The 23,143-nt window shown below is 66.6% G+C and carries 18 protein-coding genes; 11 read left to right on the top strand and 7 right to left on the bottom strand.

All coding sequences use genetic code 11. The features are described from left to right. Window positions 1–65 precede the first annotated feature (65 nt). From EJI00_RS15120 to EJI00_RS15105, 4 genes are all read left to right on the top strand, one after another. The gene (locus EJI00_RS15120; protein ID WP_126748321.1) at window positions 66–620 is read left to right on the top strand and encodes a hypothetical protein; all 555 of its coding nucleotides are present in this window, start codon (window positions 66–68) and stop codon (window positions 618–620) included. A gap of 23 nt (window positions 621–643) precedes the next feature. Continuing rightward, on the top strand, window positions 644–1,180 hold the full coding sequence (locus EJI00_RS15115) for a phasin family protein (RefSeq protein ID WP_126748320.1): 537 nt from the start codon (window positions 644–646) through the stop codon (window positions 1,178–1,180). 41 nt (window positions 1,181–1,221) lie between these two features. Next, complete coding sequence (locus EJI00_RS15110; protein ID WP_126748319.1) at window positions 1,222–1,857, top strand: TetR/AcrR family transcriptional regulator; 636 nt, start codon at window positions 1,222–1,224, stop codon at window positions 1,855–1,857. Between the two features lie 88 nt (window positions 1,858–1,945). Next, window positions 1,946–2,719 carry an esterase/lipase family protein gene (locus tag EJI00_RS15105; RefSeq protein WP_126748318.1) on the top strand — a complete coding sequence of 258 codons (774 nt, stop codon included), beginning with the start codon at window positions 1,946–1,948 and terminating at the stop codon, window positions 2,717–2,719. A 15-nt stretch (window positions 2,720–2,734) separates the two neighbouring features. On the opposite strand, the gene EJI00_RS15100 is transcribed toward EJI00_RS15105, so the two are convergent. The 3 genes from EJI00_RS15100 to EJI00_RS15090 form a co-directional block, all read right to left on the bottom strand. Then, window positions 2,735–5,956, bottom strand: coding sequence for a bifunctional cytochrome P450/NADPH--P450 reductase (locus EJI00_RS15100; protein WP_126748317.1), 3,222 nt, complete (start codon window positions 5,954–5,956; stop codon window positions 2,735–2,737). 404 nt (window positions 5,957–6,360) lie between these two features. Continuing rightward, window positions 6,361–7,608, bottom strand: coding sequence for a branched-chain amino acid ABC transporter substrate-binding protein (locus EJI00_RS15095; RefSeq protein ID WP_126748316.1), 1,248 nt, complete (start codon window positions 7,606–7,608; stop codon window positions 6,361–6,363). Between the two features lie 66 nt (window positions 7,609–7,674). Beyond that, window positions 7,675–8,379, bottom strand: a complete 705-nt coding sequence (locus EJI00_RS15090; RefSeq protein ID WP_126748315.1) for a TetR/AcrR family transcriptional regulator — start codon at window positions 8,377–8,379, stop codon at window positions 7,675–7,677. A gap of 86 nt (window positions 8,380–8,465) precedes the next feature. On the opposite strand from EJI00_RS15090, the gene EJI00_RS15085 reads away from it, so the two are divergent. The 4 genes from EJI00_RS15085 (at window position 8,466) to EJI00_RS15070 (ending at window position 15,315) form a co-directional block, all read left to right on the top strand. Beyond that, on the top strand, window positions 8,466–10,106 hold the full coding sequence (locus EJI00_RS15085) for an AMP-binding protein (RefSeq protein WP_260590731.1): 1,641 nt from the start codon (window positions 8,466–8,468) through the stop codon (window positions 10,104–10,106). An 11-nt stretch (window positions 10,107–10,117) separates the two neighbouring features. Beyond that, on the top strand, window positions 10,118–13,423 hold the full coding sequence (locus EJI00_RS15080; RefSeq protein ID WP_126748314.1) for a carboxyl transferase domain-containing protein: 3,306 nt from the start codon (window positions 10,118–10,120) through the stop codon (window positions 13,421–13,423). Window positions 13,424–13,488: 65 nt separating this feature from the next. Further along, window positions 13,489–14,817 carry a GDSL-type esterase/lipase family protein gene (locus tag EJI00_RS15075; protein ID WP_260590730.1) on the top strand — a complete coding sequence of 443 codons (1,329 nt, stop codon included), beginning with the start codon at window positions 13,489–13,491 and terminating at the stop codon, window positions 14,815–14,817. Between the two features lie 120 nt (window positions 14,818–14,937). Continuing rightward, window positions 14,938–15,315 (top strand): YXWGXW repeat-containing protein, encoded by a 378-nt coding sequence (locus tag EJI00_RS15070; RefSeq protein ID WP_126748313.1) that lies wholly within the window; start codon window positions 14,938–14,940, stop codon window positions 15,313–15,315. A 19-nt stretch (window positions 15,316–15,334) separates the two neighbouring features. Here the strand turns inward: EJI00_RS15070 and purU are convergent, their stop codons facing one another. Continuing rightward, window positions 15,335–16,180, bottom strand: a complete 846-nt coding sequence (gene purU, locus EJI00_RS15065; protein WP_126748312.1) for a formyltetrahydrofolate deformylase — start codon at window positions 16,178–16,180, stop codon at window positions 15,335–15,337. A 48-nt stretch (window positions 16,181–16,228) separates the two neighbouring features. Next, window positions 16,229–17,224, bottom strand: a complete 996-nt coding sequence (locus tag EJI00_RS15060; RefSeq protein WP_126748311.1) for a LuxR C-terminal-related transcriptional regulator — start codon at window positions 17,222–17,224, stop codon at window positions 16,229–16,231. A 131-nt stretch (window positions 17,225–17,355) separates the two neighbouring features. Between EJI00_RS15060 and EJI00_RS15055 the strand changes: the two genes are divergently transcribed. After that, a complete protein-coding gene (locus tag EJI00_RS15055; protein ID WP_126748310.1) occupies window positions 17,356–19,305 on the top strand; it encodes a YadA family autotransporter adhesin in 1,950 nt (649 codons plus the stop codon). 122 nt (window positions 19,306–19,427) lie between these two features. Further along, window positions 19,428–20,762, top strand: coding sequence for an aminotransferase class III-fold pyridoxal phosphate-dependent enzyme (locus tag EJI00_RS15050; RefSeq protein WP_126748309.1), 1,335 nt, complete (start codon window positions 19,428–19,430; stop codon window positions 20,760–20,762). 30 nt (window positions 20,763–20,792) lie between these two features. On the opposite strand, the gene EJI00_RS15045 is transcribed toward EJI00_RS15050, so the two are convergent. After that, the gene (locus tag EJI00_RS15045) at window positions 20,793–21,632 is read right to left on the bottom strand and encodes a ChaN family lipoprotein (protein ID WP_126748308.1); all 840 of its coding nucleotides are present in this window, start codon (window positions 21,630–21,632) and stop codon (window positions 20,793–20,795) included. Between the two features lie 61 nt (window positions 21,633–21,693). On the opposite strand from EJI00_RS15045, the gene EJI00_RS15040 reads away from it, so the two are divergent. Continuing rightward, on the top strand, window positions 21,694–22,755 hold the full coding sequence (locus EJI00_RS15040; protein WP_126748307.1) for an AbrB family transcriptional regulator: 1,062 nt from the start codon (window positions 21,694–21,696) through the stop codon (window positions 22,753–22,755). Window positions 22,756–22,824: 69 nt separating this feature from the next. Here EJI00_RS15040 and EJI00_RS15035 read toward each other — a convergent pair whose 3' ends face one another. Then, window positions 22,825–23,136, bottom strand: coding sequence for a DUF3567 domain-containing protein (locus tag EJI00_RS15035; RefSeq protein ID WP_093017097.1), 312 nt, complete (start codon window positions 23,134–23,136; stop codon window positions 22,825–22,827). Between the last annotated feature and the right edge of the window lie 7 nt (window positions 23,137–23,143).

Below are 23,143 nucleotides of genomic sequence, written 5' to 3'. Positions count from 1 at the left end.
GCACTCCGGAAGAAGATCACCCCATCGCGAATCCCGCGAACGTCCAACTTCCAGGAAATCGACACATGACCACGCAAGCCTCTTTCTCTTCCGCCGCCATCCACGTCATCGGCCAGTACAACGACGCCGGCAAAACCCTGGTGGGTGCCTATCGCGCCGGCGTGCATCGCCTGCTGGGCGGCGCTGCTTCGCGTTACAGCGAATTCCTGGGCAGCCGCCAGATTCCGCTGGTGAGCGAGCAGGTCAAGGCCAACCTGATCGGCGCACAGGAAAAGATCAACGGCTTCCTGGCCAACCGCCTGGACATCGACACCGGCCGCATCGTCTCGGTGATGGACCGCGTCGCTGCGGGCACCACCAGCGGCATCGAAGCCGTGGCCGGCCGCGTGGCAGGCGTCGAGTCGCCCGTGGTCACCTCGGTGGTCAAGACCTTCAACGCGCTGAACCAGCCGATCGCCAACGTGTCGGTGCAAATTGCCGACAAGGTCGCGGCCGGTGCCAAGCAGATCGAAGTGCGCGTGAGCGGCACCGAAGAAGCCAAGCCCGTGCGCACCGTGAAGGCCAAGGCGGCCGCCGCCAAGAAGCCGGTTCGCCGCACCGCCGCCCGCAAGGCAGCCTGACCTGATCCTGGAGCAAACAACGCATGGCGACCCGACCCCGTTCGACCGATCCGGCTGACGATCTGAAGAAGAAGAGGGCGGCGCCTGCGAAGAAAGCCTCCGCGGCCAAGAAGGTGCCCGCAGCCAGGAAAACGGCTGCGGCGGCAAAGAAGAAATCCGCTGCTGTCACACCATCCAAGGCCCGGCCGGCCGAAAAGACCGGTGGGGCCGAGGGCCTGCTTCGCGCGGGCCTCAAGGCACTCGGCAATGTGCGCGACGACGTCGCCAAGCGCCAGGCCAATGTGATCGAAGGCCTGCTCGGCATCGGCCAAGGCAAGTTCGACTCAACCGCTGGCGCCACCAAGGCCCCGCTCACGCGCGGCTTTCCGAGCCTCGACAGTTTCGGCCTGCGCAAATTCGAAGACGTGTTCGACCAGCGCGTGGCGACCGCTCTCGAGCGGCTCGGCATGCCCAGCGCGCAAGAGGTGCAGGCACTGCATGCAGAAGTGGCCCGGCTGCGCGAGCGCCTTGCCGAGCTCGAACCAAAGAACGCCAGCCCGCGCGGCAGCGGCAGGCGCTGAGCCCCAAGCCCAGCGAACACCGACGCACGCACCAGCCGGTTGTGGCCAGTTCCAACACCACGCGCGATCGCATCCTGCAGACCAGCCTTGCGCTGTTCAATGCGGAAGGCCTCGCGGCGGTGTCCACCCACAAGATTGCGGCCGAGCTCGGCATGAGCCCGGGCAACCTGCACTATCACTTCAAGGCCAAGCAGCTGATCGTCGAATGGCTGTTCCGGCGCTTCGAGCAGCGGCTCGAGGTGCTCAACGGGTCTTCGGATTCGATTGCCGCCATCGACGATCTCTGGCTCGCACTGCACCTGCGCTTCGAGGCCATCGACGAATACCGGTTCATCTATCGCGACATGGCTTTCCTGGCCGGCGAATACCCTGCGCTCGGCCAGCGCGCGCAGGCGCTCACCGCGCAGAACCTGCTCGCGGCCCAAGCGCTTTGCGAAGGGCTGGTGGCCTCGGGCGTCATCCAGACCAGCGCGGAGCAGGCGCGCATCCTGGCGTTGCAGATGGTTTTCACCACCACCTGCTGGCTCTCGTTCGAACGGCTGGTGCCGGGGCGCGATGCACTCGCACAGGCCGACCCGGGGCTCGCGGCTTTTTACACGCTCACCTTGATTTCCCCGTATGTTTCCAGCGAATCGAGGGCTTACCTTGATTACCTGCGGGGCAAATACCTCGGATAAACATCGCTGTTGTCCGACGAGGCGGTGAAACTTTCGTTCGCCATGCTCGTCCCACACAACAGCGAAACAGAAAAGGAACGCCGTCCTCATGACCACAGCCACCCGAGACCACATTGCGCCACCGTCGGGCCTGCTGATGCTGGCCGAAGCACGCGCGCTCTGGGAAACAGGTGCCGGCGTTGCGATGTGGCCGCTGCTGCAGCTCACGCCGCGCGGCGACGGGCACCCGGTGATCGTGTTGCCGGGGCTCGTGGCGGGCGACGGCTCCACGCTGCTGCTGCGCCGCTACCTGCGCAGCCGCGGTTACGACGCGCACGGCTGGGGCCTGGGCCGCAACTTCGGTCCGCGCGAAGGCGTGGAAGACGGCATGCTGGCGCTCCTCAAGTCGCTGCATGAAAAGAGCGGCCAGAAGGTCAGCGTGATCGGCTGGAGCTTGGGCGGAATCTATGCGCGGCTTCTCGCGTCCGCGCAGCCCGATCTGGTGCGCAACGTCATCACCCTGGGCAGCCCGTTCTCCGGCAGCCCGCGCGCCACAAACGCATGGCGGGTGTACGAAGGCGTGAGCGGCCAAAGCTCGCACGACCCGCGCCGCATGAAGTTCGTGCAACCCACGCCGCCGGTGCCCACCACGTCGATCTTCAGCCGCACCGACGGTGTCGTCGCATGGCGCTGCAGCCTCGAGAAGCCTGGGCCCAAGGCGGAGAACATCGAAGTGGTGGCAAGCCACCTGGGGCTTGGCGGCCACCCCGCCGTGCTCTACGCGGTGGCCGACCGCCTTGCGCAGCCGGAGGGCAAGTGGAAGCCCTTCAACCGCGGCCTGCTCGGGCCGCTGGTCTATCCCGATCCAGACCGCGAGATCTGAGCTGAGCCACAGGGGCTAGGCCCCGGCCCACACGTCCAGCACGTAGCGCTGGTCGGCAATCATCCTGTCCATCCAGGCATTGCCGTCGTGCCCATGCTCGCGGGCCAGGTCGGCGAGCGTGCGCCGCACGTCGGGCTCCATGCGCGAACCATCGCCGCACACATAGATCACCGCGCCTGCTTCCAGCAGCTTCCACACGGCCGCGCCCTGCTCGCGGATGAGGTCCTGCACATACACCTTGCGTTCGCCTGAGCGTGAGAAGGCCGTGTGCAGCTTCATCAACCCGCGGTGCGACCAGGCCTTGAGTTCTTCTGCATAAATGAAATCCTGCTCCGGGTGCCGGCAGCCGAAGAACAGCATCGCATCGCCCAGCGCTTCACCGCGTTCGACCTGTGCCGCACGCTCCTGCAGAAAGCCGCGAAACGGCGCAAGGCCGGTGCCGGGGCCGATCATGATGAGCGGGCGCTGCGCATCCTCCGGCAGGCGAAAGCCCTCGGCCGTGGTTTCGCGGATCACGCCGTGCACCGTGTCGCCCGCTTCGGCGCGCGCCAGGTAGTTGGAGCACACGCCCTCGAAGGTGCCGTTGCCCGAAAGCGCCGGTGCGCTCACCACGCCCACCGTGACGTTGCACCGCCCCGGCGTCATCGAGGGCGACGACGAAATCGAGTAATACCGCGGCGAGAGCGGCGACAGCATTTCAAGAAACACCGCGAACGGCACCTGGCAGGCGCGGTGCTCCTCGAGCAGGTCGAGCAGCGACTTGCGCTTGTGCAGCACCTCGGCCCTGTAGGCGGCCTGCGAAGCTTCGTCGCTGCCGGAGAGCGCCGTGAGCCTGGGCTTGGTGAAAGGGCACTCGGTGTAGGCCGCGAGCGTGGCAATCTGCTTTCGCGTGGCCACGTCCTGAAGCTCGACGTAGTCGCCCAGCAGGCGGTCGACCGCCACCACCTGGTCGACCGGCAGGGCCGCCTTGCGGCCGGCCGCGGCATGCAGCCGCACATGCGCGGAGCGGTCGAACCCGAAGCGGGCCATCGCGCGCTCCACCTGCGCGGGGCTGTTGCGCGGCACCACGCTCAGGTGATCGCCGGGCACGTAGTTCAGGCCCTCGGGCAGCATCAGCTCGACATGGCGGGTGGAGCGGCTGCTTCCCGCATCGCCGCCGGGGCTTTGCAGTTCGCGGTTTTCCGCCACGCGCAGCGCCACGGCGCCGAGCGCATCGACCAGCGCGTTCTTCTGCGGCGGCGGCAGTTCTTCGAGCGTGTAGAGCGGCTCGGCCTCGGCGGGCGTGTCGGCGCCGGCTTGGATGCCGAAGGTCTTCACCAGCTCGGGCCAGAGCGCGTCGCTCCAATCCTGGAACGCGCCGTCCATGTCTTCGCGCGCATCGCCTTCGCCGCGCGGATGCACGCGCGTGGCGCCAAGTGCCTGGAGCCGCTCGTCGATGCGCCGCGGCACCGCCTGGTAGGTGGCGGCCCAATCGGTATTGCCGCAGCCGAACACGCTGAAGCGCACGCCGTTGAGCGAGTCGTCCGCCTTGTCGAGCCAGCGATGGAATTCGGCCGCGTTGTCCGGCGCCACACCGTTGTAAGAGGCGCAGACGATCGCCACCGCGCCATTCGCCGGCAGCCGCTCGGCATAGTCGTCGAGCGAAGCGACTTGCGTGGAGAAGCCGCGCAGCTCGCCGGCCTCGGCCAGCTGGCGCGCCAGGTCTTCGGCCGTGCCCAGGTTGGAGCCCTGCAGCACCAGCAGCGAGGTGCCGTGGCGCGCGGCCTGCGGCTTGCGCCCTGCGGGCTTGGTGGGCGCATCGGGCGCGGCGGCGGAAATCTCGCCGTTGTTACGCGGGCGCGAGGCGGGGTCGCGCAGCAGCGCCTTGATCTTGAAGTCTTCGGGCTTGATCGTCAGCGCTTCCTTGATCTTGAGCTTGTAGCCCGTGTGATCGACCAGGTTGAAGCGCTGCAGGATCATGCCCAGCGTGAGCACCGCCTCCTGCAGCGCGAACTGGCGCCCGATGCAGGCGCGCTGCCCGTTGCCGAAGGGCTTGAAGGCGTTGACCGGCCGCTCGCGCTCGGCTTCGCGGCTGAAGTTGTCGGGGTTGAACCGGTCGGCGTTCTCGCCCCAGATGCTTTTGTCGCGATGCAGCGCGAGCGCATGCATGATGACCATGTTGTTCTTCTTGATCGTGTACTGCCCGCCAATCGTGGTGTCTTCCTTCGCGCGCATCGAGATCGCGGGCGCGGTCGGGTACAGGCGCAGCGACTCCTTCAGCACCTGCAGCACGTAGGTCAGCCGGTTCACCTGCGCATAGGTGGGCTTCTGCGAGGTGTCGCCGCCCAGCACGCTGTCGACCTCGGCCTGCGCCTTGGCCATGGCCTCGGGGTTGTTGAGCAGGAAGTAGATGGCAAAGGAGAGCAGGCCGCTGGTGGTCTCGTGCCCCGCGATAAGAAACTCGATGCACTCGTCGCGGATCATCCTGTCGGTGAGCTGCTCGCCGCTTTTCTTGTCCACGCCCGCAATCATGTAGCTCAAAAGATCGGGCTTGGTGGCAATGTCGGCGCCGCTCGCTCGCCGCTCCTCGATGATGTCTTCCACCATCTTGTGCATGTAGCGGATGTCCTTGCGCTGCTGCGCAAGCTCCTTCTTGAGCATGAGCTCCTCGAGCGGCAGGCCGCGGCGGTTCTGCACCGTTTCGAGCGTGCGCACCATCGCATCGACAAAGGGATGAAAACCTTCGCGGTAGAACGAGTTGAAGCGGTAGCCAAAGCCGCACAGGCCGATGGTGTCGAGCGTGAGCGCGGTCATGTCGCGCACCACGTCCACCTCTTCATCAAAGTTCAGGCGCTCCCACTTGGTGACCAGCTGGCTCGCAATGTCCAGCATCATCGGGTGATACGCCTGCATTGCGCGCTGGCTGAAGTTGGCCAACAGGATGTTGTGCGGCTTGGACCAGGTTTCTTCATGCGTGTCGGAGGTGAACAGCCCGTGCGATGCGGCCCGCAACCGGCGCAGCGCACCCCGCGTGCTCTTGTCGAAGCGCGCCTCTTCGCACAGTTCGTCGACCAGCGCGGGCGACGACACCACGATCACCGGCATGCCCGGCATGTCGAGCCAGTAGATCCCGCCAAGCTCCTGCGCGATCCGCCACATGTCCAGCACGGGAGAGTCGGACCCGATCGACAGCAGGTTGCCGACGAATGGCTTCTTCGCCGGATGAGGGATCGGATGGAGCGAGTTCTTGCCTGCCATGGGTTTGCGCCTTTGGAGTGGACCCGCTTCGGGGTGTCCGGGGTGTGACTTCCGGAGTATCTCGGGGGCGTGAGGGCGAGGCAGACGGGGTTTACCTTAGGGAGGCCGGGACGGTTCAGGTTCAGGGCGGCGCACCCGCCGACGGGGTACCTTTCTCCGCGAATGTCCCCCGGCCTGCGGCCTCCTCCTTTATTTCGCTGCGCAAGGCACCCCATCGACGGGCGCGTTGCAAACAGCGGTCGTTGATCAGGGGAGCACCAGCAGCGTGCCCAGGTGCACAGGGCATCGGGTGCTCCGCGCAGCGAAATAAAGGAGGAGGGGCGCAGCCCCGGGGGACATTCGCGGAGGGGAGTACCCGGTGGCCTTTGCACAAGCCCTGAAGGACTTCGGCCCAGAGTCCAAGCCTAAGGCCGAACCATCTTGCAGTCAGTCCCCTGAGCCAATTCGTTCCCGGTATACACGGCATCAGTCCGGAACCCGTAGTTGGTCCCTTCCCAGCCCACCTTCACGCTCTTGCCATCCACAGGCGCAATCGTGTTGACCACTTGCGGCAACAGCAATTGATGGTCCTCACCGCGCATGCGCACAGGCCCCACCACCGAGTCGAAGCTCAGGTCCTCGAGTGCACGCGCCACCTTCACCGTGTCCGTGCTGCCGGCTTTGTTGATAGCCGCTGCCAGGAGACGCGGCGTGAAGTCGATGCGCGGCGCGAGAAAGTCCTTTCCGGTCTTGGCCTTGTAGGCTTTTGCGAGTGCATCCGCGCGCGGTGTATCGGCCTGGCCCGGGTGCCATTCGGCAACCCATGTCAGCTGCCCCAGCTTGGCCTGCGACACCGCCAGCACCGTTCCCGGTACCGAACCCGCGCTGTGGTTGAAATAACGCAGGTCGTAGCCCGCGTCTCCCGCGGCCTTGAGCAGCAACGTCATATCTTGCCCCCAGTTGCCGGTAATCACCGAGTCCGCGCCGCTCTGCTTGATGTTCGCGACATAAGGCGAAAAGTCTTTCACGCGGCCGATCGGATGCAACGTTTCGCCGACGAACTGCACATCGGGCCGCGCAAGGCCCACCAGCTGGCGTCCGTAGCTTGCCCATTGCTTGCCGTGCGCATATTCCTGGTTTAGCAGATAGACCTTCTTCACCTCGGGCGTCTTCTTGATGTAGTTGGCCAGCGCCTTCATCTTCATCGCCGTATTGGCCTCCGTCTGAAAGTGCCAGAAGCTGCAGGTCTTGCCCGTCATCTCGGGGTCGATCGACGAATGGTTCAGCACGATCAGTTCCTTGCCCGGATTGCGCTGGTTCCAGCGTGTGACCGATTGAACGAGCGCCGCCACCACCGATGAACCCGACCCGCCCGTGACGATGGCCTTGGCGCCCTGGTCGATGGCTGCCTGCAGTGCGCTCTGGCTCTCCTGCGCCGAGAGCTTGCTGTCGAACTGAAGCAACTGCAGCTTGGTACCGCCGAGCACACCGCCCTTGGCGTTGACTTCTTCGATGGCGTATTGCGTGTGCGTCAGCATCAGCTCGCCCACGTTCGCGAACGGGCCCGAGAGCGGATCGATGTACGCGATCTTGTAGGTCTGCTGCTGCGCCTGTGCCGTACCCGCAAGGGCCAGCAGTACCGCAAGGGCGATGGGGGCGTGCCTGGATTTCATGTCAGTGTGTCTCCGATGTTGTTTGAAAAGAAACTTCCGCGGAGGGCGCCGTGCGCGCCTTTCGCTTCAATGCGCTTCTTTGGCGCGAAGGCCGATCACGCGGCTTGCCAGCTTCGTGAGTTCGGCGACCACTTCGTCGGCCGAAAGGCGGCCGTCCGGCCGGTACCAGCTGTAGAGGAAACCCGGCAGGCTGCAGGCGGCCAGCGCGGTGATCTTGGTTTCCGTGAAGTCCAGGTCGCAATCGCGCCGCGCTTCTTCGAGCAGCGGGCACAGCAGGTCGTAGAAGTGGTGCGCGAGCTTTTTCTGCGCCGCAATGTATTCGGGCCGGTACACCTGCGGCTCGCGGTACGCAAAAAATGCGCAGGGGTGGTGCGAAACGGTCGCGCGAATCAGCCGCTCGATACCTTCGATCACTTTTTCGCTCGCTCGGCGCGGATCGCTGGCCGCAAAGTCGAGCGCGGTGAAGCAGTCGACCGCAGGTCGCCAGGAAAGCGTTTCGAAGATCTCCTGCTTGTCGCGAAAGTAGTAGTAAACAAAGGGCTTGGTCACGCCCAGCGCGCGAACGATCTGCGCCATGGTGGTGTTGGCATAGCCCTGCGCCGCAAAGAGCTGCGCCGCCGCCTGCAGGATGCGCTCGCGCTGCAGGTCGGTGCCCTGCGTGGCTGCTCGCTGGCGGCCCGTGCCTTGGGGCAGATGCGGCTGTGCCGTGGTGGATGCCGAAGCATCGGCATCGCCAGAGGGTTTGTGCCGTGTCGCCGAAGTTATACCCATGGGTAGGATTGTTGGTGCACCATGCACTCATTGGCAAGCGCCGGCCCCGTGCAGGCGGCTATCGATAACCCTGAGAAAGTGACGCCATGGAGACAACCGCAACAGCTCGCGGGTTGAGCGAGCTTCCACCCCGTCCAGAGCAACCGCTGCACGAATACCTGCGCGCCCATGCACGCGAGCGCGGCGACAGCGCGGCGTGCATCTGGTACGGCCAGGTCATGACGTGGGCGCAGCTCGACCTTGCGAGCGATGCCTTCGCGGCCCGGCTGCAAGCCATCGGCGTGAAGAAGGGAGAGCCGGTGGTGCTCTTCCTCAACAACTGCCCGCAGTACCTGGTGGCGCATTTCGGCATCCAGAAGATCGGCGCCATCGTCTGCCCCAGCGGCCCGCTCAACAAGGAGCACGAGCTGGCCTACCAGGTCAACGACCTCAAGGCGCGCGTGATCGTCGCGGCCGCGCCGCTCTTGCCCGTGGTGCGCAAGGTGCAGCCCGAGAGTGCGCTCGAACATGTGTTCGTGGTGCACTACGCCGACCTGCTGCCTGCCAATTCCGCACTCGATCTGCCGGCCGAGCTGCTTGCCGAACGCAATTCGGTTCGCAGCGTGCCTGAAGGGTGCGAAGACTTTCTTTCCGTGATGCAAAGCGGCGCCGCACCGCAGCCCGTGAGCATCGGACTGGACGACGTGGCGCTCATGACCTACACATCGGGCACCACCGGTTTGCCGAAGGGCGCAATGCTCACTTACGGCAACGCGCTCTTCAAGACGCGCGCTGCTGCCGATTGCAATGGCGTGACTGGCGACGACGTGCTGCTTTCCATTGCACCGCTCTATCACATCGCCGGCATGCTGATGGGCGTGAACGTGCCGGTGCTCAGTGGCGCCGCATCGGTGCTGCTGCATCGCTTCGATCCGCGCGCCGCATTGCAAGCCATTGCACAGCACAAGGTGAGCTGGTGGTACAGCATTGCGCCGATGAACGTGGCCTGCATGCAGGTGCCCGACATCGCAAGCTTCGATCTCTCGAGCCTCAAGCGCAATCCGGTGACCAGCTTCGGCATTACCTTTACCGAACCGCTGGCGGCGCAATGGCGCTCGCATGCGCCCAATTGCACATCGTTCGAGGCCGCCTACGGGCTCAGCGAAACCCACACCTGCGACACCTACACGCCGCACCACTCACCACGATGGGGCACGCAAGGCATTGCAGTGCCCGGCGTGACCATTCGCATCGTCGACCCCGACACGCAAGCCGACCTGCCCACCGGCGAGGTCGGCGAGATCGTGCTGACCAGCCCCGGCTGCTTCAAGGGCTACTGGAACAAGCCCGAAGCCACTGCGGCCACGCTGCGCGGCAAATGGGTGCACACCGGCGACATGGGCAAGCTCGACGCGGATGGGTACCTCACCTTCATCGGCCGGTTCAAGGAAATGATCAAGGTCTCGGGCTACAGCGTGTTTCCTGAAGAGGTAGAAGCCATCCTCATCAAGCACCCCGCGGTGGCACAGGCCGCGGTCATCGCCCAGCCGGACGCGGAGAAGGGCGAGGTGGTCAAGGCCTTCGTCGTGCGCAAGCCCGGTGCCACGCTCGATGCCGACGCGCTCATTGCATGGTCGCGCGACAACATGGCGAGCTACAAGGCGCCGCGCGCCGTGAGCTTCATCGACGCGTTGCCGACCACGGGTGCGGGCAAGGTGCTTCGGCGCCTGCTGAAAGACAAAGCCTGAAAGGTTCTCTCTTGTTCTCCAAGATCCTGATTGCCAACCGCGGCGAGATTGCCGTGAGGCTGGTGCGCGCTTTGCGCGACCTGGGCATTGCCAGCGTGGCTGTGCATGCGCGCGACGATGCATCCGCGCTGCACGTGCAGCTGGCCGATGCCGCCGTCGCGCTCGACGCCACGGGCCCGTCGGCGTATCTCGACATCGGCGCGCTGATCGCCGCTGCACGAGCGCAGGGCTGCGATGCGGTGCACCCCGGCTACGGCTTTCTGAGCGAGCGCGCAGACTTTGCACAGGCCTGCGCGGAGGCAGGGCTGGTCTTCATTGGACCGGCGCCCGAGCAGCTGGCACTGTTCGGCGACAAGGCGCGTGCGCGTGCGCTCGCCGCGCAATGCGACGTGCCCGTGATGCCGGGCAGCACCGGCGCGGTGACGCTCGCGCAGGCGCAGGCTTTTTTTGCCGAGCAGCAGGCGCAAGGCGCGGGCGTGATGATCAAGGCCATCGGCGGTGGCGGCGGGCGCGGCATGCGCGCGGTGCTCCATGCCGAAGAGTTGCCGGACGCGCATGCGCGCTGCATGTCCGAGGCCAAGGCTGCGTTCGGTGTCGAGGGCGTATACGTGGAGCGCCTGATGCGCAATGCACGCCACATCGAAGTGCAGGTGCTGGGCGACGGGCAGTCCGTGGCAAGCCTCGGTGAGCGGGAGTGCACCTTGCAGCGGCGCTTCCAGAAGCTGGTGGAGATTGCGCCCAGCCCTTCGCTGCCCGACTCGCTTCGCGCACAGGTCACGCATGCAGCGCTGCGCATGGCCAAGGCCGTGAACTACCGGAGCCTCGGCACTTTCGAATTTCTGGTCGATACCGAGTCGGCCACGCTGCCCTTCGTCTTCATCGAAGCCAACCCCCGGCTGCAGGTGGAGCACACGGTGACCGAGGCGGTGAGCGGGCTCGACTTGGTGCAGCTGCAGATCGCGGTGGCCGCGGGCCAGCCCCTGAGCGCGCTGGGCATCGATGCGGACCGCACCGCGCCGCAGCGCGGCTTCGCGGTGCAGTGGCGCATCAACGCGGAGACGCTCGATGGGCACGGCAATGCTCGGCCCTCGAGCGGCACGCTCGCGCGCTTCGACCTGCCGGCCGGGCCGGGTGTGCGCATCGACACGCATGGCTATGCAGACCTTGCGCCCTCGCCGCACTACGACACGCTGCTTGCCAAGCTGATCGTGCATTCGCCGTCGCCGCACTTCGCCGATGCGTTGCGCCGCTCGCTTCGCGCGCTGGACGAATGCCATATCGACGGCATCGCGACCAATCTCTCATTGCTGCGCGCCATTGCGGCGCGGTCCGAGTTCGCGAGCCAGGCGGTGCACACGCGCTTCGTGGAAGCGCACCTTGGCGACCTGCTCGCCGCGGCGGTTGCGTTCGAGAAGAAGAACACGAGAAAGAACGCATCCGCATCGGAAACAGGAAACGCGGCGCAGGCAAGTTCTTCGGATGACGAAGACGGCCTCACGGTCAAGGCCCCCATGCCCGCGAAGCTGGTGCAGTTCGAAGTTGCGCTGGGCGATGTGCTGCCCGCGGGTGCGCAGCTTGGCGTGCTCGAAGCCATGAAGATGGAGCACCTGTTGCATGCGCCCGCCGCGGGCAAGGTAATCGCACTGCTTGCCGAACCCGGCGACTACCTGGTCGAGGGCCAGTCGCTGGTGCGGCTGGAGCCCGTCGACGCGCAGGCGGTCGAAGCCGAGGCACACGCTGGACATGACCTCGATGCCATCCGCCCCGATCTGCAGAAGGTGATCGACCGGCATGCCTACACACTCGACGCCAACCGTGAGGCAGCTGTGGCCAAGCGGCACGCGCAAGGCGGGCGCACCGCGCGCGAGAACATCGCGGACCTGTGCGACACCGCATCGGACTCGGGCAACTTCATTGAATACGGCGCGCTTGCCATTGCCGCGCAAACGAGGCGGCGCACGCTCGAAGACCTGATTGCGAACACACCGGCAGACGGCATGGTGACGGGCCTTGGCAGCATCAACGCCAAGCTGTTCGGCCTCGAGAAGTCGCGTTGCGCCGTGCTGGCCTATGACTACACGGTGCTGGCCGGCACGCAAGGCATGCGCAACCACCACAAGACCGACCGGCTGCTGGCAGTGGCGCACCAGCTGAAGCTGCCGGTGGTGCTGTTCGCCGAGGGCGGCGGTGGCCGGCCGGGCGATACCGACATGCCGATCGTCGCGGGCCTCAACAACCACACCTTCAGTCAGTTTGCGGCGCTCTCGGGCAAGGTGCCGGTGGTGGGCATCGTGCATGGCCGCTGCTTCGCGGGCAATGCGGCGCTGCTGGGTTGCGCCGACGTGATCATTGCCACCAAGGCAAGCAACATCGGCATGAGCGGCCCCGCGATGATCGAGGGCGGCGGGCTTGGCAGCTTTGCGCCGGAACAGATCGGGCCGAGCGGCGTGCAGTCGCGCAACGGCGTGATCGACATCCTCGTGGAAGACGAAGCTGCCGCGGTGGCCGCGGCCAAGCAATACCTCTCGTACTTCCAGGGCCCCGTGGCCGACTGGCATTGCGCCGACCAACGCGCGCTGCGCCACGTGGTGCCCGAGAACCGGCTGCGCGTGTACGACGTGCGCGCGGCAATGCGCGGCGTGGCCGACACCGGCTCGCTGCTCGAGCTGCGCGCCGGCTTCGGCGCGGGCATCGTTACCGCGCTGGCGCGCATCGAGGGCAAGCCCGTGGGCTTGATGGCCAGTAACCCGCATCACCTGGGCGGCGCCATCGATGTGGAGGCCGCCGACAAGTCCGCGCGCTTCATGCAGCTGTGCAACGCACATGGGTTGCCGATCGTCTCGCTGTGCGACACGCCCGGCTTCATGGTCGGGCCGGAGATCGAGGCGCAGGCGCAGGTGCGCCACGTGTGCCGCATGTTCATGGTGGCCTCGCACCTGCGCGTGCCGTTCTTTGCCGTGGTGCTGCGCAAGGGCTATGGCCTGGGTGCGCAGGCGATGACGGCTGGTGGCTTCGATGCCCCGGTGTTCACGGTGGCGTGGCCCACGGGCGAGTTCGGCGCCATGGGACTCGAGGGTGCGGTGCGGCTGGGCTACCGCAAGGAGTTGGCCGCCGAGCCCGAAGGTGCCGCGCGCGATGCGCTGTTCAAGAAGCTCGTGGCGCAGCAGTACGCCAACGGCGAAGCGATTCACATGGCGCAAACGCTGGAGATCGACGCGGTGATCGATCCCGCCGAAACACGCACCTGGCTGGTGCGTGGACTTGCATCGGCCGGCCGTTCGGTTGAAGTTGCCCGGCCGTATGTAGACACTTGGTAACGATGCACTAGACCTCGTCACACGAGAGGGCAAGGAGGCTCCGTAAACTGAGTCGCTTTGCGCGCATGAAACTGGGTTCGCATTGGCTTTCCGTTCTTTGCCAAGGTGTTTTGCGGCATGGCGTGGCCGCGGTCGGGCTGTTGCTGCTGGCCGCTGCGGTCACCGTGCAGGCTGTTCAGCCGGATGAACGGCCGAAGCAGCCGGTCGAGGCGCATTGGGTGACCAGCTGGGCCGTTGCGCCGGTGGATTTTCGGGAGCTGAGTGCGAATCCTCTCGCCAAGGCTGCGGCGCCCAAGCCCGGCGGCGACGTATTCCGCGGGCAGACGCTGCGCCAGCAGTTCGAGACCGCACTGGGAGGCGATCGCATCCGCATCCGCTTTTCCAACAGATTCGGCAAGGCCCCGCTGCGCATCGCGGCCGCGAGCGTGGGGCTCAGCACCGGCGCGGACGCGGTGTCGCCGGCGACGCTGCGTACCCTGCGCTTCGGCGGCCGCGACAGCGTGGTCGTTGCGCCGGGCGCCGATGCATGGAGCGACGGTGCCGACCTGAAAGTCGAAGCCGGACAGGCCGTTGCGGTGAGCGCTTTCTTCGATCAAACCGTGCCTTACGCGACCGTTCACACGCAGGTGTCCGACACGAGCTGGGTGGTGGGTGGCAATGCCGTTGGCACGCCCAAGTTGCAAGGGGCCGCGCCGCTGCCGCTCAACCACATCGTCACCGGTCTCGATGTCATGACCACGCACCCGGTTCGCGTGGTGGTTGCCTTCGGCGACTCCATCACCGCCGGCGGCGGCGAGGCGGGCCAGGGCGCGTATCCCGATCTGCTTGCCACGCGTTTGCGCAACAGCCCTTCGGCGGCGCAGCCGGTGTCGGTCATCAACACCGGCATTGGCGGCAACCGCCTGCTGACCGACGGCATCGGCCCGAGCGGCCTTTCGCGCTTTGCGCGCGATGCGCTCGGGCAGACGGGCGTGACCCATGTCGTCGTGCTGCTGGGCACCAACGACATCGGCCGCAGCGTGCTGGTCGGCATGGCGCGGCTGCCCACGCCGGAGCACGAGGTGCCGACGGCGCAGCGCATTACCGAAGGCTTGCAGCAGCTGATCAAGCAGGCGCGCGCCAAGGGGGTGAAGGTGCTGATCGGCACCGTGCCGCCGTTCAAGAACACCGTGTACTGGAGCGAAGCTTCCGAGGCCATGCGCGCCGAGGTCAACCGCTGGATCCGTAGCCGGCACGATGTCGACGCGGTGATCGACTTCGACGCGGTGCTTCGCAGCCCCGCCGATCCCCTGGCACTCAATCCCCTGTATGACAGCGGCGACCACCTGCATCCCAACAAGGCCGGCCATGCCGCCATGGCAGCCGCGGTGGATCTTCGCGAATTGCAAGAGTAAGCGCTAACCAAAGAACTACTTTTTGCGATACACGTTTACACAAACTCCGGTGTAGGGCTTACAGGGGGTTCACATGGGCCCCGCAGCATGAAGGCTCCAACAACTCATGAGGGCCAACCCATGAAAAAACTAGCAATCACGCTTTCGATCGGTGCCGCTTCGCTGCTTTCCGCGGGAGGCGCGCTCATGGTGCCGACAGCAGCCCATGCGCAGCCCGGCGTCTATGTCGAGGTGCCGCCGCCGCCGCCGCGGTACGAGCGCGTGCCGCCCCCGCGCCGCGGCTACGTGTGGGCCCCGGGGCACTATGAATGGCGAGGTGGACGCCATGTGTGGGTCCGCGGCATGTATGTGCGCGCCCGCCCGGGCTATGCCTACCGTGCGCCGGAATGGCGCGAACGCGATGGCCGCTGGGAATACCGCCGCGGCCAGTGGGACCGTGACGGCGACGGCGTGCCGAACCGCCATGACCGTCGTCCGAACAACCCCAATCGCAACTGATTGAGGTTCAGGGGTGCCGCTAGCGGAACACGACCGTGCGGTGCCCGTTCAACAGCACGCGGTGCTCGCTGTGCCACTTCACCGCGCGGGCCAGCACCTGGCTTTCGGTGTCGCGGCCGCGGGCCGTGAGGTCTTCGACCGTATCGGTGTGATCGGCGCGCGCCACGTCCTGTTCGATGATCGGACCCTCGTCGAGGTCGGCCGTCACGTAGTGGGCGGTGGCGCCGATCAGCTTCACGCCGCGGTCGTGCGCCTGGTAGTAGGGCTTGGCGCCCTTGAAGCTCGGCAGGAACGAATGGTGGATGTTGATCGCACGACCGGCCAGGCTGTTGCACAGGTCGTTGCTCAAGATTTGCATATAGCGCGCGAGCACCACCAGTTCGGCGCCTTCCGCCTCGATGATCTCCAGTTGCTTTGCCTCGCCCTGGGCCTTGGTGGCGGCCGTCACGGGAATGTGATGGAAGGGCACGTTGTAGCTGGCGGCCAGCTGGTAGAAGTCGCGATGGTTCGAGATGATGGCGCGCACGTCGATGGCGAGCAGCCCGCTCTTCCAGCGGAACAGCAGGTCGTTCAGGCAGTGGCCTTCCTTGCTGACCAGGATCACCGTCTTCATGGGCTGGGCCGCGGCGTGCAGCTGCAGGTTCATGCCAAAGCCGGCGCCAAAGGTGGCTAGCTGTTCGCGCAGCGCGGCCTCGGTGTGATCGCTGCAGGCAAAGCGCACGCGCATGAAGAACAGGCCCGTGTCGTGGTCGTTGTACTGGGCGGCTTCCTCGATGTTGCCGCCGCGCTCGAGCAGAAAGCCCGAAACGGCATGCACGATGCCCACGCGGTCCGGGCAGGAAAGGGTCAGGATGTATGCACTCATGAGGCCCCGATTGTCGCAGCGCGCGCCGCGGCCCGGCGCCGGGCGCGCTCAAAGCCCCAGGGCGCTGCGCAGTGCGCTGCGGCTCGTGACCCCGAGCTTCGAATAGGTTTCACGCAAGTGCACGCGCACGGTGGCGGGCGATACGGACAGCCGCGTGGCAATGTCCTTGCCCGAATAGCCGGCGCAATAAAGGCGGCTGATCTCGGTTTGCCGCGGCGTGAGCATGGCGCCGGTGCCTGGCGCATTGCGGCGCAGCGCCACGCGCAGCCCGCCATGTGCGGGTGTGACTTCGCACTGCCATCCGGCCGCATGCAGCTTGCGGATTGCGCCTCGCTCACCCTCCAGCCATGACTTGGGCAGGCGCGGTTCCGACACCTTTGCGATTGCGGCGAGCCGCGGCCACGCGCGGCAGAAGTCGCCGTTGGGAAAGAGGATCCAGCCTTCGTTGTCGGTCACGGCCAGCGGCTGGTCTCCGCTGCCGGTGTCTTCGAGGCCCTGGCGCGCACCGGCGTAGAGCCGGTTGATGAGCAGGGCCTCGCCGATGCCGGGCGCAAGCGCGGTGAGTGCGTCGACCTCGGCCGTGCCGTAGCGCGGCGATGCGGGCCCGCGGTTCAGGTAGCAATGCGCAAAGGTTTCGCTGCCTTCGAACGGGATGGACACGCCCAGCTGATGGTGAATGCCGTAGCGCGCCTGGAAGCTGCGCCATGACGGATGGCTCTGCCTCCAGCGGGGATCGTCCTCGTTGACGCACACCGCCCGCAGGGGCTGTGCGTGCATGGCGGGCGTGGTGAAGTCGAGCTCGGCGCCGCCGATGGCGTACCAGTCGGCGCTCATTCCGGACAGGTCGTAGCCGACGCCGACCGAGGCCACGAAGCTGCGTGGATGCCAGATGTTGATGGCGCCATGGTCGGCGCCCATCAGCGCGACCAGCCGTTCGAGCAGTTTCTGTGAAAAGCGCTCACAGGAGGTAGTGCGCGCAAGGCGCAGCAGGCCCAGTGCCGTGGAGTCCGGATCGGTGAGTGAGAACGGGGACTTGGGCGCCATCGAACGGTTTGTCGAATCGCGAGGCGGCGGAGGCTACCACAAGCCATGGTAGGCGGCGGAGGCAGGCGCGAAGGACGATTCCGTCTTCGGACGGGCGGCATTCACACACACAAGACCGAGGAGAAGAAACCATGCGCTTTCGAAGCAGGCGCCGGCTGGGGGCCGGCATTGCGTTGGCCTTTTGCGCGGCGGCGGCCGCACCGGCAGGCGCGCAAGTGCTCAACCCCAACACCTGCCCCGGCGGCACGCTCTACAGCAGCACCGACCAGGGCGCGTACTCGGGCTTCAGCGCGCAGCGCGACATCGTGCAGCACGATTGCCAGGGCAACATGGCGGGTGGGGCGGGCTCGCAGGCCGGCATTGACCTGAGCAGCGCAAACACGGCTCTCGGCCGCGACAGCAGCGCAAGCGGCGGCCAGGCAACGGCACTTGGGCGCGGCAGCACTGCGGCAGGGGTTTCGGCCGCGGCAGTCGGTGCGAACAGCAACGCGGCCGGCAACGGCGCCACCGCGATGGGCTCCAGCAGCAGTGCGACCGCCAACTCGGCCACGGCCATAGGGTCGAACACCGTGGCGTCGAGCGGTTCGGCCACCGCGGTGGGCAACGTGGCCAATGCCACGGGCGAGGCGGCATCGGCCGTCGGCTATCGCGCGCTGGCATCCGGTTCCGGATCTGCCGCATTCGGGCGCGAAAGCGAGGCGAGCGGCGACGGCAGCACGGCGCTGGGCGACATGGCCACCGCCACTGGACGCAGCGCAACGGCGCTCGGTCGCTCAGCCCTCGCCACGAGCGATTTCGCGCTGGCGCTTGGCGCCGGCGCAAGGGCGACGGACATGAGTGCGCTGGCCGTCGGAACGGCAAGCTTCGCATCGGGTTTCAGCAGCGTGGCTATCGGCACGGGCAGCAGCTCGAGCGGTGCGGGCTCGGTCGCCATCGGCGCCGGCAGCACGGACGGCGGGCGCGAGAACGTGGTTTCGTTCGGCAGCACGACGGATCGCCGCAGCCTGATCAACATCGACGGCATCAGCGCGACGGGCCATGTGGACGCCGGCAGCCTCTCGGTGAACGGCAATGCTTCGGTGAGCGGACGGCTGACCGCGAGCGGCATCGACAACCTGGGCGGCGGGATCACCAACGCGGGGCGGATCAGCGGCGTCACCGCCGGCGCGGTTACGGCCACCTCGACGGATGCGGTCAACGGCAGCCAACTCTATGCGGTAAGGAACACGGCAGAGCAGGCGCTGAACCTGGCGAGCCAGCAGGGCACGCAAGTGCAGCAGATCTCGACACAGGTGACCCAGAACACCCAGCAGATCACGCAGCACACCGAACAGATTGCCGAGCACACGCAGCAGATCACGCAGCACACTCAGCAGATCACGGAAAACACTCAGCAGATCACGGAAAACACGCAGCAGATCGCGCAACAGGCGGTGCAGATACAGGCCATGGTCAATGGCCAGCTGGGCGTCTGCACAGTCAATGGTGGTGCCCTGCAATGCTCGGTGCAAGGCCAGGCGGCCGCACGTGCCGAGGGCGCGGGCGCTGCAGCGATAGGCAACGGCTCGCAGGCCATCGGCAACGGTGCGCTGGCCGTGGGCCGCAACGCCAAGGCGCTTGCCGCCGGGGCCATGGCGCTGGGCGACGGCAGCACGGCCACTGCGCGCAATGCAGTGGCGCTGGGCCAGGGCTCCGTGGCCGACCGGCCCGACAGCGTGAGCGTGGGCAACGCGGCCACGGGCTACCAGCGGCAGATCACCAACGTGGCGCCCGGCGTGGCGGCGAGCGACGCGGTCAACCTTGCGCAGATGGAGCGCGCGGTGGCCGTGTCGTATGGCCAGGCGCGCGACTTTGCCGCGCGCGGCGTGGCGCAGGCGATGGCCATGCCATCGATCCCGCTGCTCGCGCCGGGACGCAAATGGCTGGGCGCGGCGGTGGGGCACTACGCGGGGCAGTCGGCGCTGGGCGTGGCCTTTGCCTACCAGCTCGACGAGCGCTGGAGCGTGGGCGCGGGCCTGAGCGCGGCGGCGGGCAACAGCGCGCAGCTCGGCGGCAGGCTGCAGGCCGGCTACCAATGGTGATCGGCAACTGATCGGCAACTGAGTGCCGGCCATGAGGCGGTCTCGTGGCAAAAGTGCAAGAATGCCACGGGCGGCCGCCGCAAGGGCGGCCAGCATCCACCGAGACCAAGAAGGACGCACGCATGGCCTACCAGGACTTCAACATGGGCAACCAGTGGTTGCCCTTCACGCCCAACCGCCACTTCCAGAAAGACCCGCGCGTCTTCGTCGCGGCCGACGGCATGGAGTTCACCACGCACGACGGCAAGAAGGTGATCGACGGCATCTCGTCGCTCTGGTGCGTGGGCGCGGGCCACAACCGCAAGCCCATCAACGAGGCGATCAAGAAGCAGCTCGACACGCTCGACTACGCCACGGCCTTCCAGGTCAGCAACGACAAGGCTTTCAAGGCGGCCGAGATGATCGCCTCGCTGGCGCCCGGCGACCTGAACAAGGTGCTGTTCTGCAATTCGGGCTCGGAGGCGGCCGACACCTCGATGAAGGTGGCGCTGGCCTACCACCGCGCGCGCGGCGAAGGGCACCGCAACGTGTTCATCGGCCGCGAGAAGGGCTACCACGGCGTGGGCTTCGGCGGCATGTCGGTGGGCGGCATCCCGGGCAACCGCAAGGTGTTCGGCTCGGCCTTTCTGCCGCGCGTGGACCACATGCGCTTCATCCACGATCCGGTGAATCATGCCTACATCCACAACGAGGAACCGGTGTGGGCCGAAGACCCGCTGGTCGAGCTGGAAACCCGCATTCTTCCGCTGCACGACCCGAGCAATATCGCGGCGATCATCGTCGAGCCGGTGGCCGGTTCGGCCGGCTGGTACCTGCCGCCCAAGGGCTACCTGCAGAAGCTGCGCGCCATCTGCGACAAGCACGGCATCCTGCTGATCTTCGACGAGGTCATTACCGGCTTCGGCCGCATGGGCACCAACTTCGCGTCCGACTATTTCGGCGTGGTGCCCGACATGCTGAACTTTGCCAAGTGCGTGACCAACGGCGTCATTCCCCTGGGCGGCGTGATCTGCCGCGACAAGCTCTACGACGCGATGATGAAGACCGACGCGCCCGAGCACGTGGTCGAGTTTTTTCATGGCTATACCTACTCGGGCCACCCGGTGGCCTGCGCCGCGGCCATTGCCACGCTCGACCTGTTCAGGGAAGAGAAGCTGTTTGCGCGCGCGGGCGAAATGGGCAAGGTGCTGGGCGATGCGTTCCACAGCGCATTCAAGGGCCTGCCGAACGTGATCGGCATCCGCAGCCTCGGCCTTGCCGCGGCGGTGGAGCTTGCGCCGATTGCGGGCACGCCGGGCAAGCGCGCCTACGACATCTTTTTGGACTGCTTCCACAAGGGCGCGCTGGTGCGGCCCGCGGGCGACGTGCTGGTGATTGCGCCGCCGTACATCGTCGAAAAGCAGCACATCGACACGCTGGTCAACACGCTGGCCGATTCGATCAAGAAATTCGCCTGAGCCGCCGGACGCCCGGGCCAGGCGCCCAGATTACGCGGGGGCCCGCATGCCCGCGCAGTAGTCTTTGGGCGGCAGGGCGGGCGTTCGCCACACGGCGTCGTAGGCGCCCTTGTTGTCTTCGTCCGACTCGGGTGAATCGCCGCCGGCCTGCAGCCGCACCGTCTTGACCGAAACATCGGTCGGCAAGTGCTGCGGCACCCCCAGCACCTTGGTGGCGTGGCCTGCGCCGCTGATCAGCAGCACCGTCTTGCCCGGCTGCCGGGCCTTGACGATGGCTTGCGCCATGGCGCGGTCACGCCCGACCTGGATGCGCGTCATGGGCACGATCTGGGCTTCGGGCAGCAGCTTGCAGTGGCCCTCGCGCACGGCGTCCTGCTGCGCGGTGTAGGCCTCGCCGTTGAGCTGTACGTCGAGCGAAACGTCGGCCATGGCGTTCTTCATTCGAGCGCGCGGCATGTTGGCCCCGATGACCGGCACACCGGCGCGCACGGCGGCCATCACTGCCGGGCCGTAGCTCCGCCAGGGCCAGGCCTTGTCGTTCCAGCCGAGGGCGGCTTGCACCTGCGCTTCGGTGGCCGTGCGGTCGAGGCGGGCGGTGCTGTTGCCCTCCTCTGCCATTTCGAGCAGCAGTGCGGCCAGCTTGCCCTGGCTCGCCAGCGCCTCGACGGTTTCCCGCTCGATGGCGTGGTGCTCGGCCGCATCGTGCTGCTCGCCCAGGATGAGCGCGTCCGCCGGCAGCAGCGCCGCGGCGCGCTTTGCCACGGGCGCATCGGGGCCGGGCGAAAAAGCGGAGCACCCTGCCAGCACGACGGCGGCGAGCAGGGGGACCAGGAATCGGGGAGCCCGCGCGGGGAAGGGTTGGGATTGCATCGGGCCATACTATGCGTTGGCGCCCGCACGCCTTGCCGTCCAATTTCGCTTTTTTCCTGTGGTGTCCCTTCGCTTTCCGGTTCGCGTGCTGGCCACGCTGTTGCTTGCACTCGCCGCGGCGGAAGTCTGCCTGGCCCTGCACACGCCCCTGCCATGGATGATCGGTCCGCTGCTCGCGGTGTCGCTGGCATCGATTGCCGGCGCACCCACCGCCAGCTACACGCCGCTGCGCAATGCCGGGCAATGGACCATCGGCACTGCGCTGGGCCTCTACTTCACGCCGCAGGTGGTGGCGCTGGTGGCCGGCGTCTGGTGGGCCATTGCGCTCGCCATTGCCTGGGCCTTGCTGCTCGGCTGGGGCTTCGGGCGCTGGTTGCATGCGCTGCATGCCAAGCGCATGCCGCATGTGCCGGAGAAATCCATGAGAGCGACAACTTACTTCGCAGGCGCCATTGGCGGTGCGTCGGAGATGACGCTGCTGTCCGAATCGGCCGGCGCGCGCACCGACCTTGTGGCCGCGGCGCACAGCCTGCGCCTGGTGGTGGTGACCGTCACCATTCCGTTCGCCATGCAGTGGAGCGGCTTGCATGGGCTCGAAATCAATCCGCCCATGTTGCGCGAGGTGAATGCGAGCGGGCTCCTGCTGCTTGCGCTGGCCACCGGCATCGGCGGCCTTGCGATGCGTGCGCTGGGCCGCACCAACCCTTGGTTCATGGGCCCGCTGGTGGTTGCCATGGGGTTCACCATCGCAGGCCAGGCGCTGTCGGCCGTGCCCACCTGGATGTCGAACACGGCGCAGCTGGTGATTGCCGTGAGCCTGGGCGTGCGCTTCAGCCGCGAGTTCTTGTACACGGCGCCGCGCTGGCTGGGTTCGGTGGCGCTGGGCACCGTCGTCATGCTGGTGGTGTGCGCAGGCGCCGCGTGGCTGCTGGCCCGGGCGACGGGGCTGCACCCGGCCACGATGATCCTGGGCACCTCGCCCGGCGGCATTGCCGAGATGTCGATCACCGCCAAGGTCTTGCAGCTGGGGGTGCCGGTGGTCACGGCGTTTCAGGTGTGCCGGCTGGTGGCGGTGCTGCTGCTGGTCGGGCCGATGTACCGGTGGATCTACGGCCGGAAATGAGCGGCCACGGCTGAGCGGGCGCAAAAAAGCGCCTCGAAAGGCGCTTTTTTTATCCCGGGCGGCAGGGGCTCAGTGCACCAGCACCGGCGTGTGAGCCAGTTCGGCATAGCCTTCGAGCGTGTCCTCGACCTCTTCCTGGGTGGGCGTATTGAGCTGCCAGGCGGCTATTTGCTGCTGGAACAGTTCGGCCCACGAACCGTCGAGGTAAACCTCTTTGCCCGAGCGCTTGTCGACGATTTCGAAGCCGTGGCGTTCCAGAACCGGCACATTGGGCTGGGCGGGTGTGTCGCTTTCGTTCGGCTGCACGTGCACGACGACGAAGGACTCTGAGTCATAGAGCATGTTCATTGCGGGGCCTGTGAGGATGTCGATGGCGTTCATGGGGGTT

Source organism: Variovorax sp. DXTD-1 (assembly GCF_003984625.1).
Lineage (GTDB): Bacteria > Pseudomonadota > Gammaproteobacteria > Burkholderiales > Burkholderiaceae_C > Variovorax.
This window is presented reverse-complemented; position numbering and strand designations above follow the sequence as displayed.

Coding starts and splice junctions, on each gene's coding strand:
- EJI00_RS15105 (WP_126748318.1), top strand. CDS start 1,946: ATGACCACAGCCACCCGAGACCACATTGCGCCACCGTCGGGCCTGCTG.
- EJI00_RS15070 (WP_126748313.1), top strand. CDS start 14,938: ATGAAAAAACTAGCAATCACGCTTTCGATCGGTGCCGCTTCGCTGCTT.
- EJI00_RS15055 (WP_126748310.1), top strand. CDS start 17,356: ATGCGCTTTCGAAGCAGGCGCCGGCTGGGGGCCGGCATTGCGTTGGCC.
- EJI00_RS15075 (WP_260590730.1), top strand. CDS start 13,489: ATGAAACTGGGTTCGCATTGGCTTTCCGTTCTTTGCCAAGGTGTTTTG.
- EJI00_RS15100 (WP_126748317.1), bottom strand. CDS start 5,956: ATGGCAGGCAAGAACTCGCTCCATCCGATCCCTCATCCGGCGAAGAAG.
- EJI00_RS15045 (WP_126748308.1), bottom strand. CDS start 21,632: ATGCAATCCCAACCCTTCCCCGCGCGGGCTCCCCGATTCCTGGTCCCC.
- EJI00_RS15095 (WP_126748316.1), bottom strand. CDS start 7,608: ATGAAATCCAGGCACGCCCCCATCGCCCTTGCGGTACTGCTGGCCCTT.
- EJI00_RS15090 (WP_126748315.1), bottom strand. CDS start 8,379: ATGGGTATAACTTCGGCGACACGGCACAAACCCTCTGGCGATGCCGAT.
- purU (WP_126748312.1), bottom strand. CDS start 16,180: ATGAGTGCATACATCCTGACCCTTTCCTGCCCGGACCGCGTGGGCATC.
- EJI00_RS15120 (WP_126748321.1), top strand. CDS start 66: ATGACCACGCAAGCCTCTTTCTCTTCCGCCGCCATCCACGTCATCGGC.
- EJI00_RS15115 (WP_126748320.1), top strand. CDS start 644: ATGGCGACCCGACCCCGTTCGACCGATCCGGCTGACGATCTGAAGAAG.
- EJI00_RS15085 (WP_260590731.1), top strand. CDS start 8,466: ATGGAGACAACCGCAACAGCTCGCGGGTTGAGCGAGCTTCCACCCCGT.
- EJI00_RS15035 (WP_093017097.1), bottom strand. CDS start 23,136: ATGAACGCCATCGACATCCTCACAGGCCCCGCAATGAACATGCTCTAT.
- EJI00_RS15060 (WP_126748311.1), bottom strand. CDS start 17,224: ATGGCGCCCAAGTCCCCGTTCTCACTCACCGATCCGGACTCCACGGCA.
- EJI00_RS15050 (WP_126748309.1), top strand. CDS start 19,428: ATGGCCTACCAGGACTTCAACATGGGCAACCAGTGGTTGCCCTTCACG.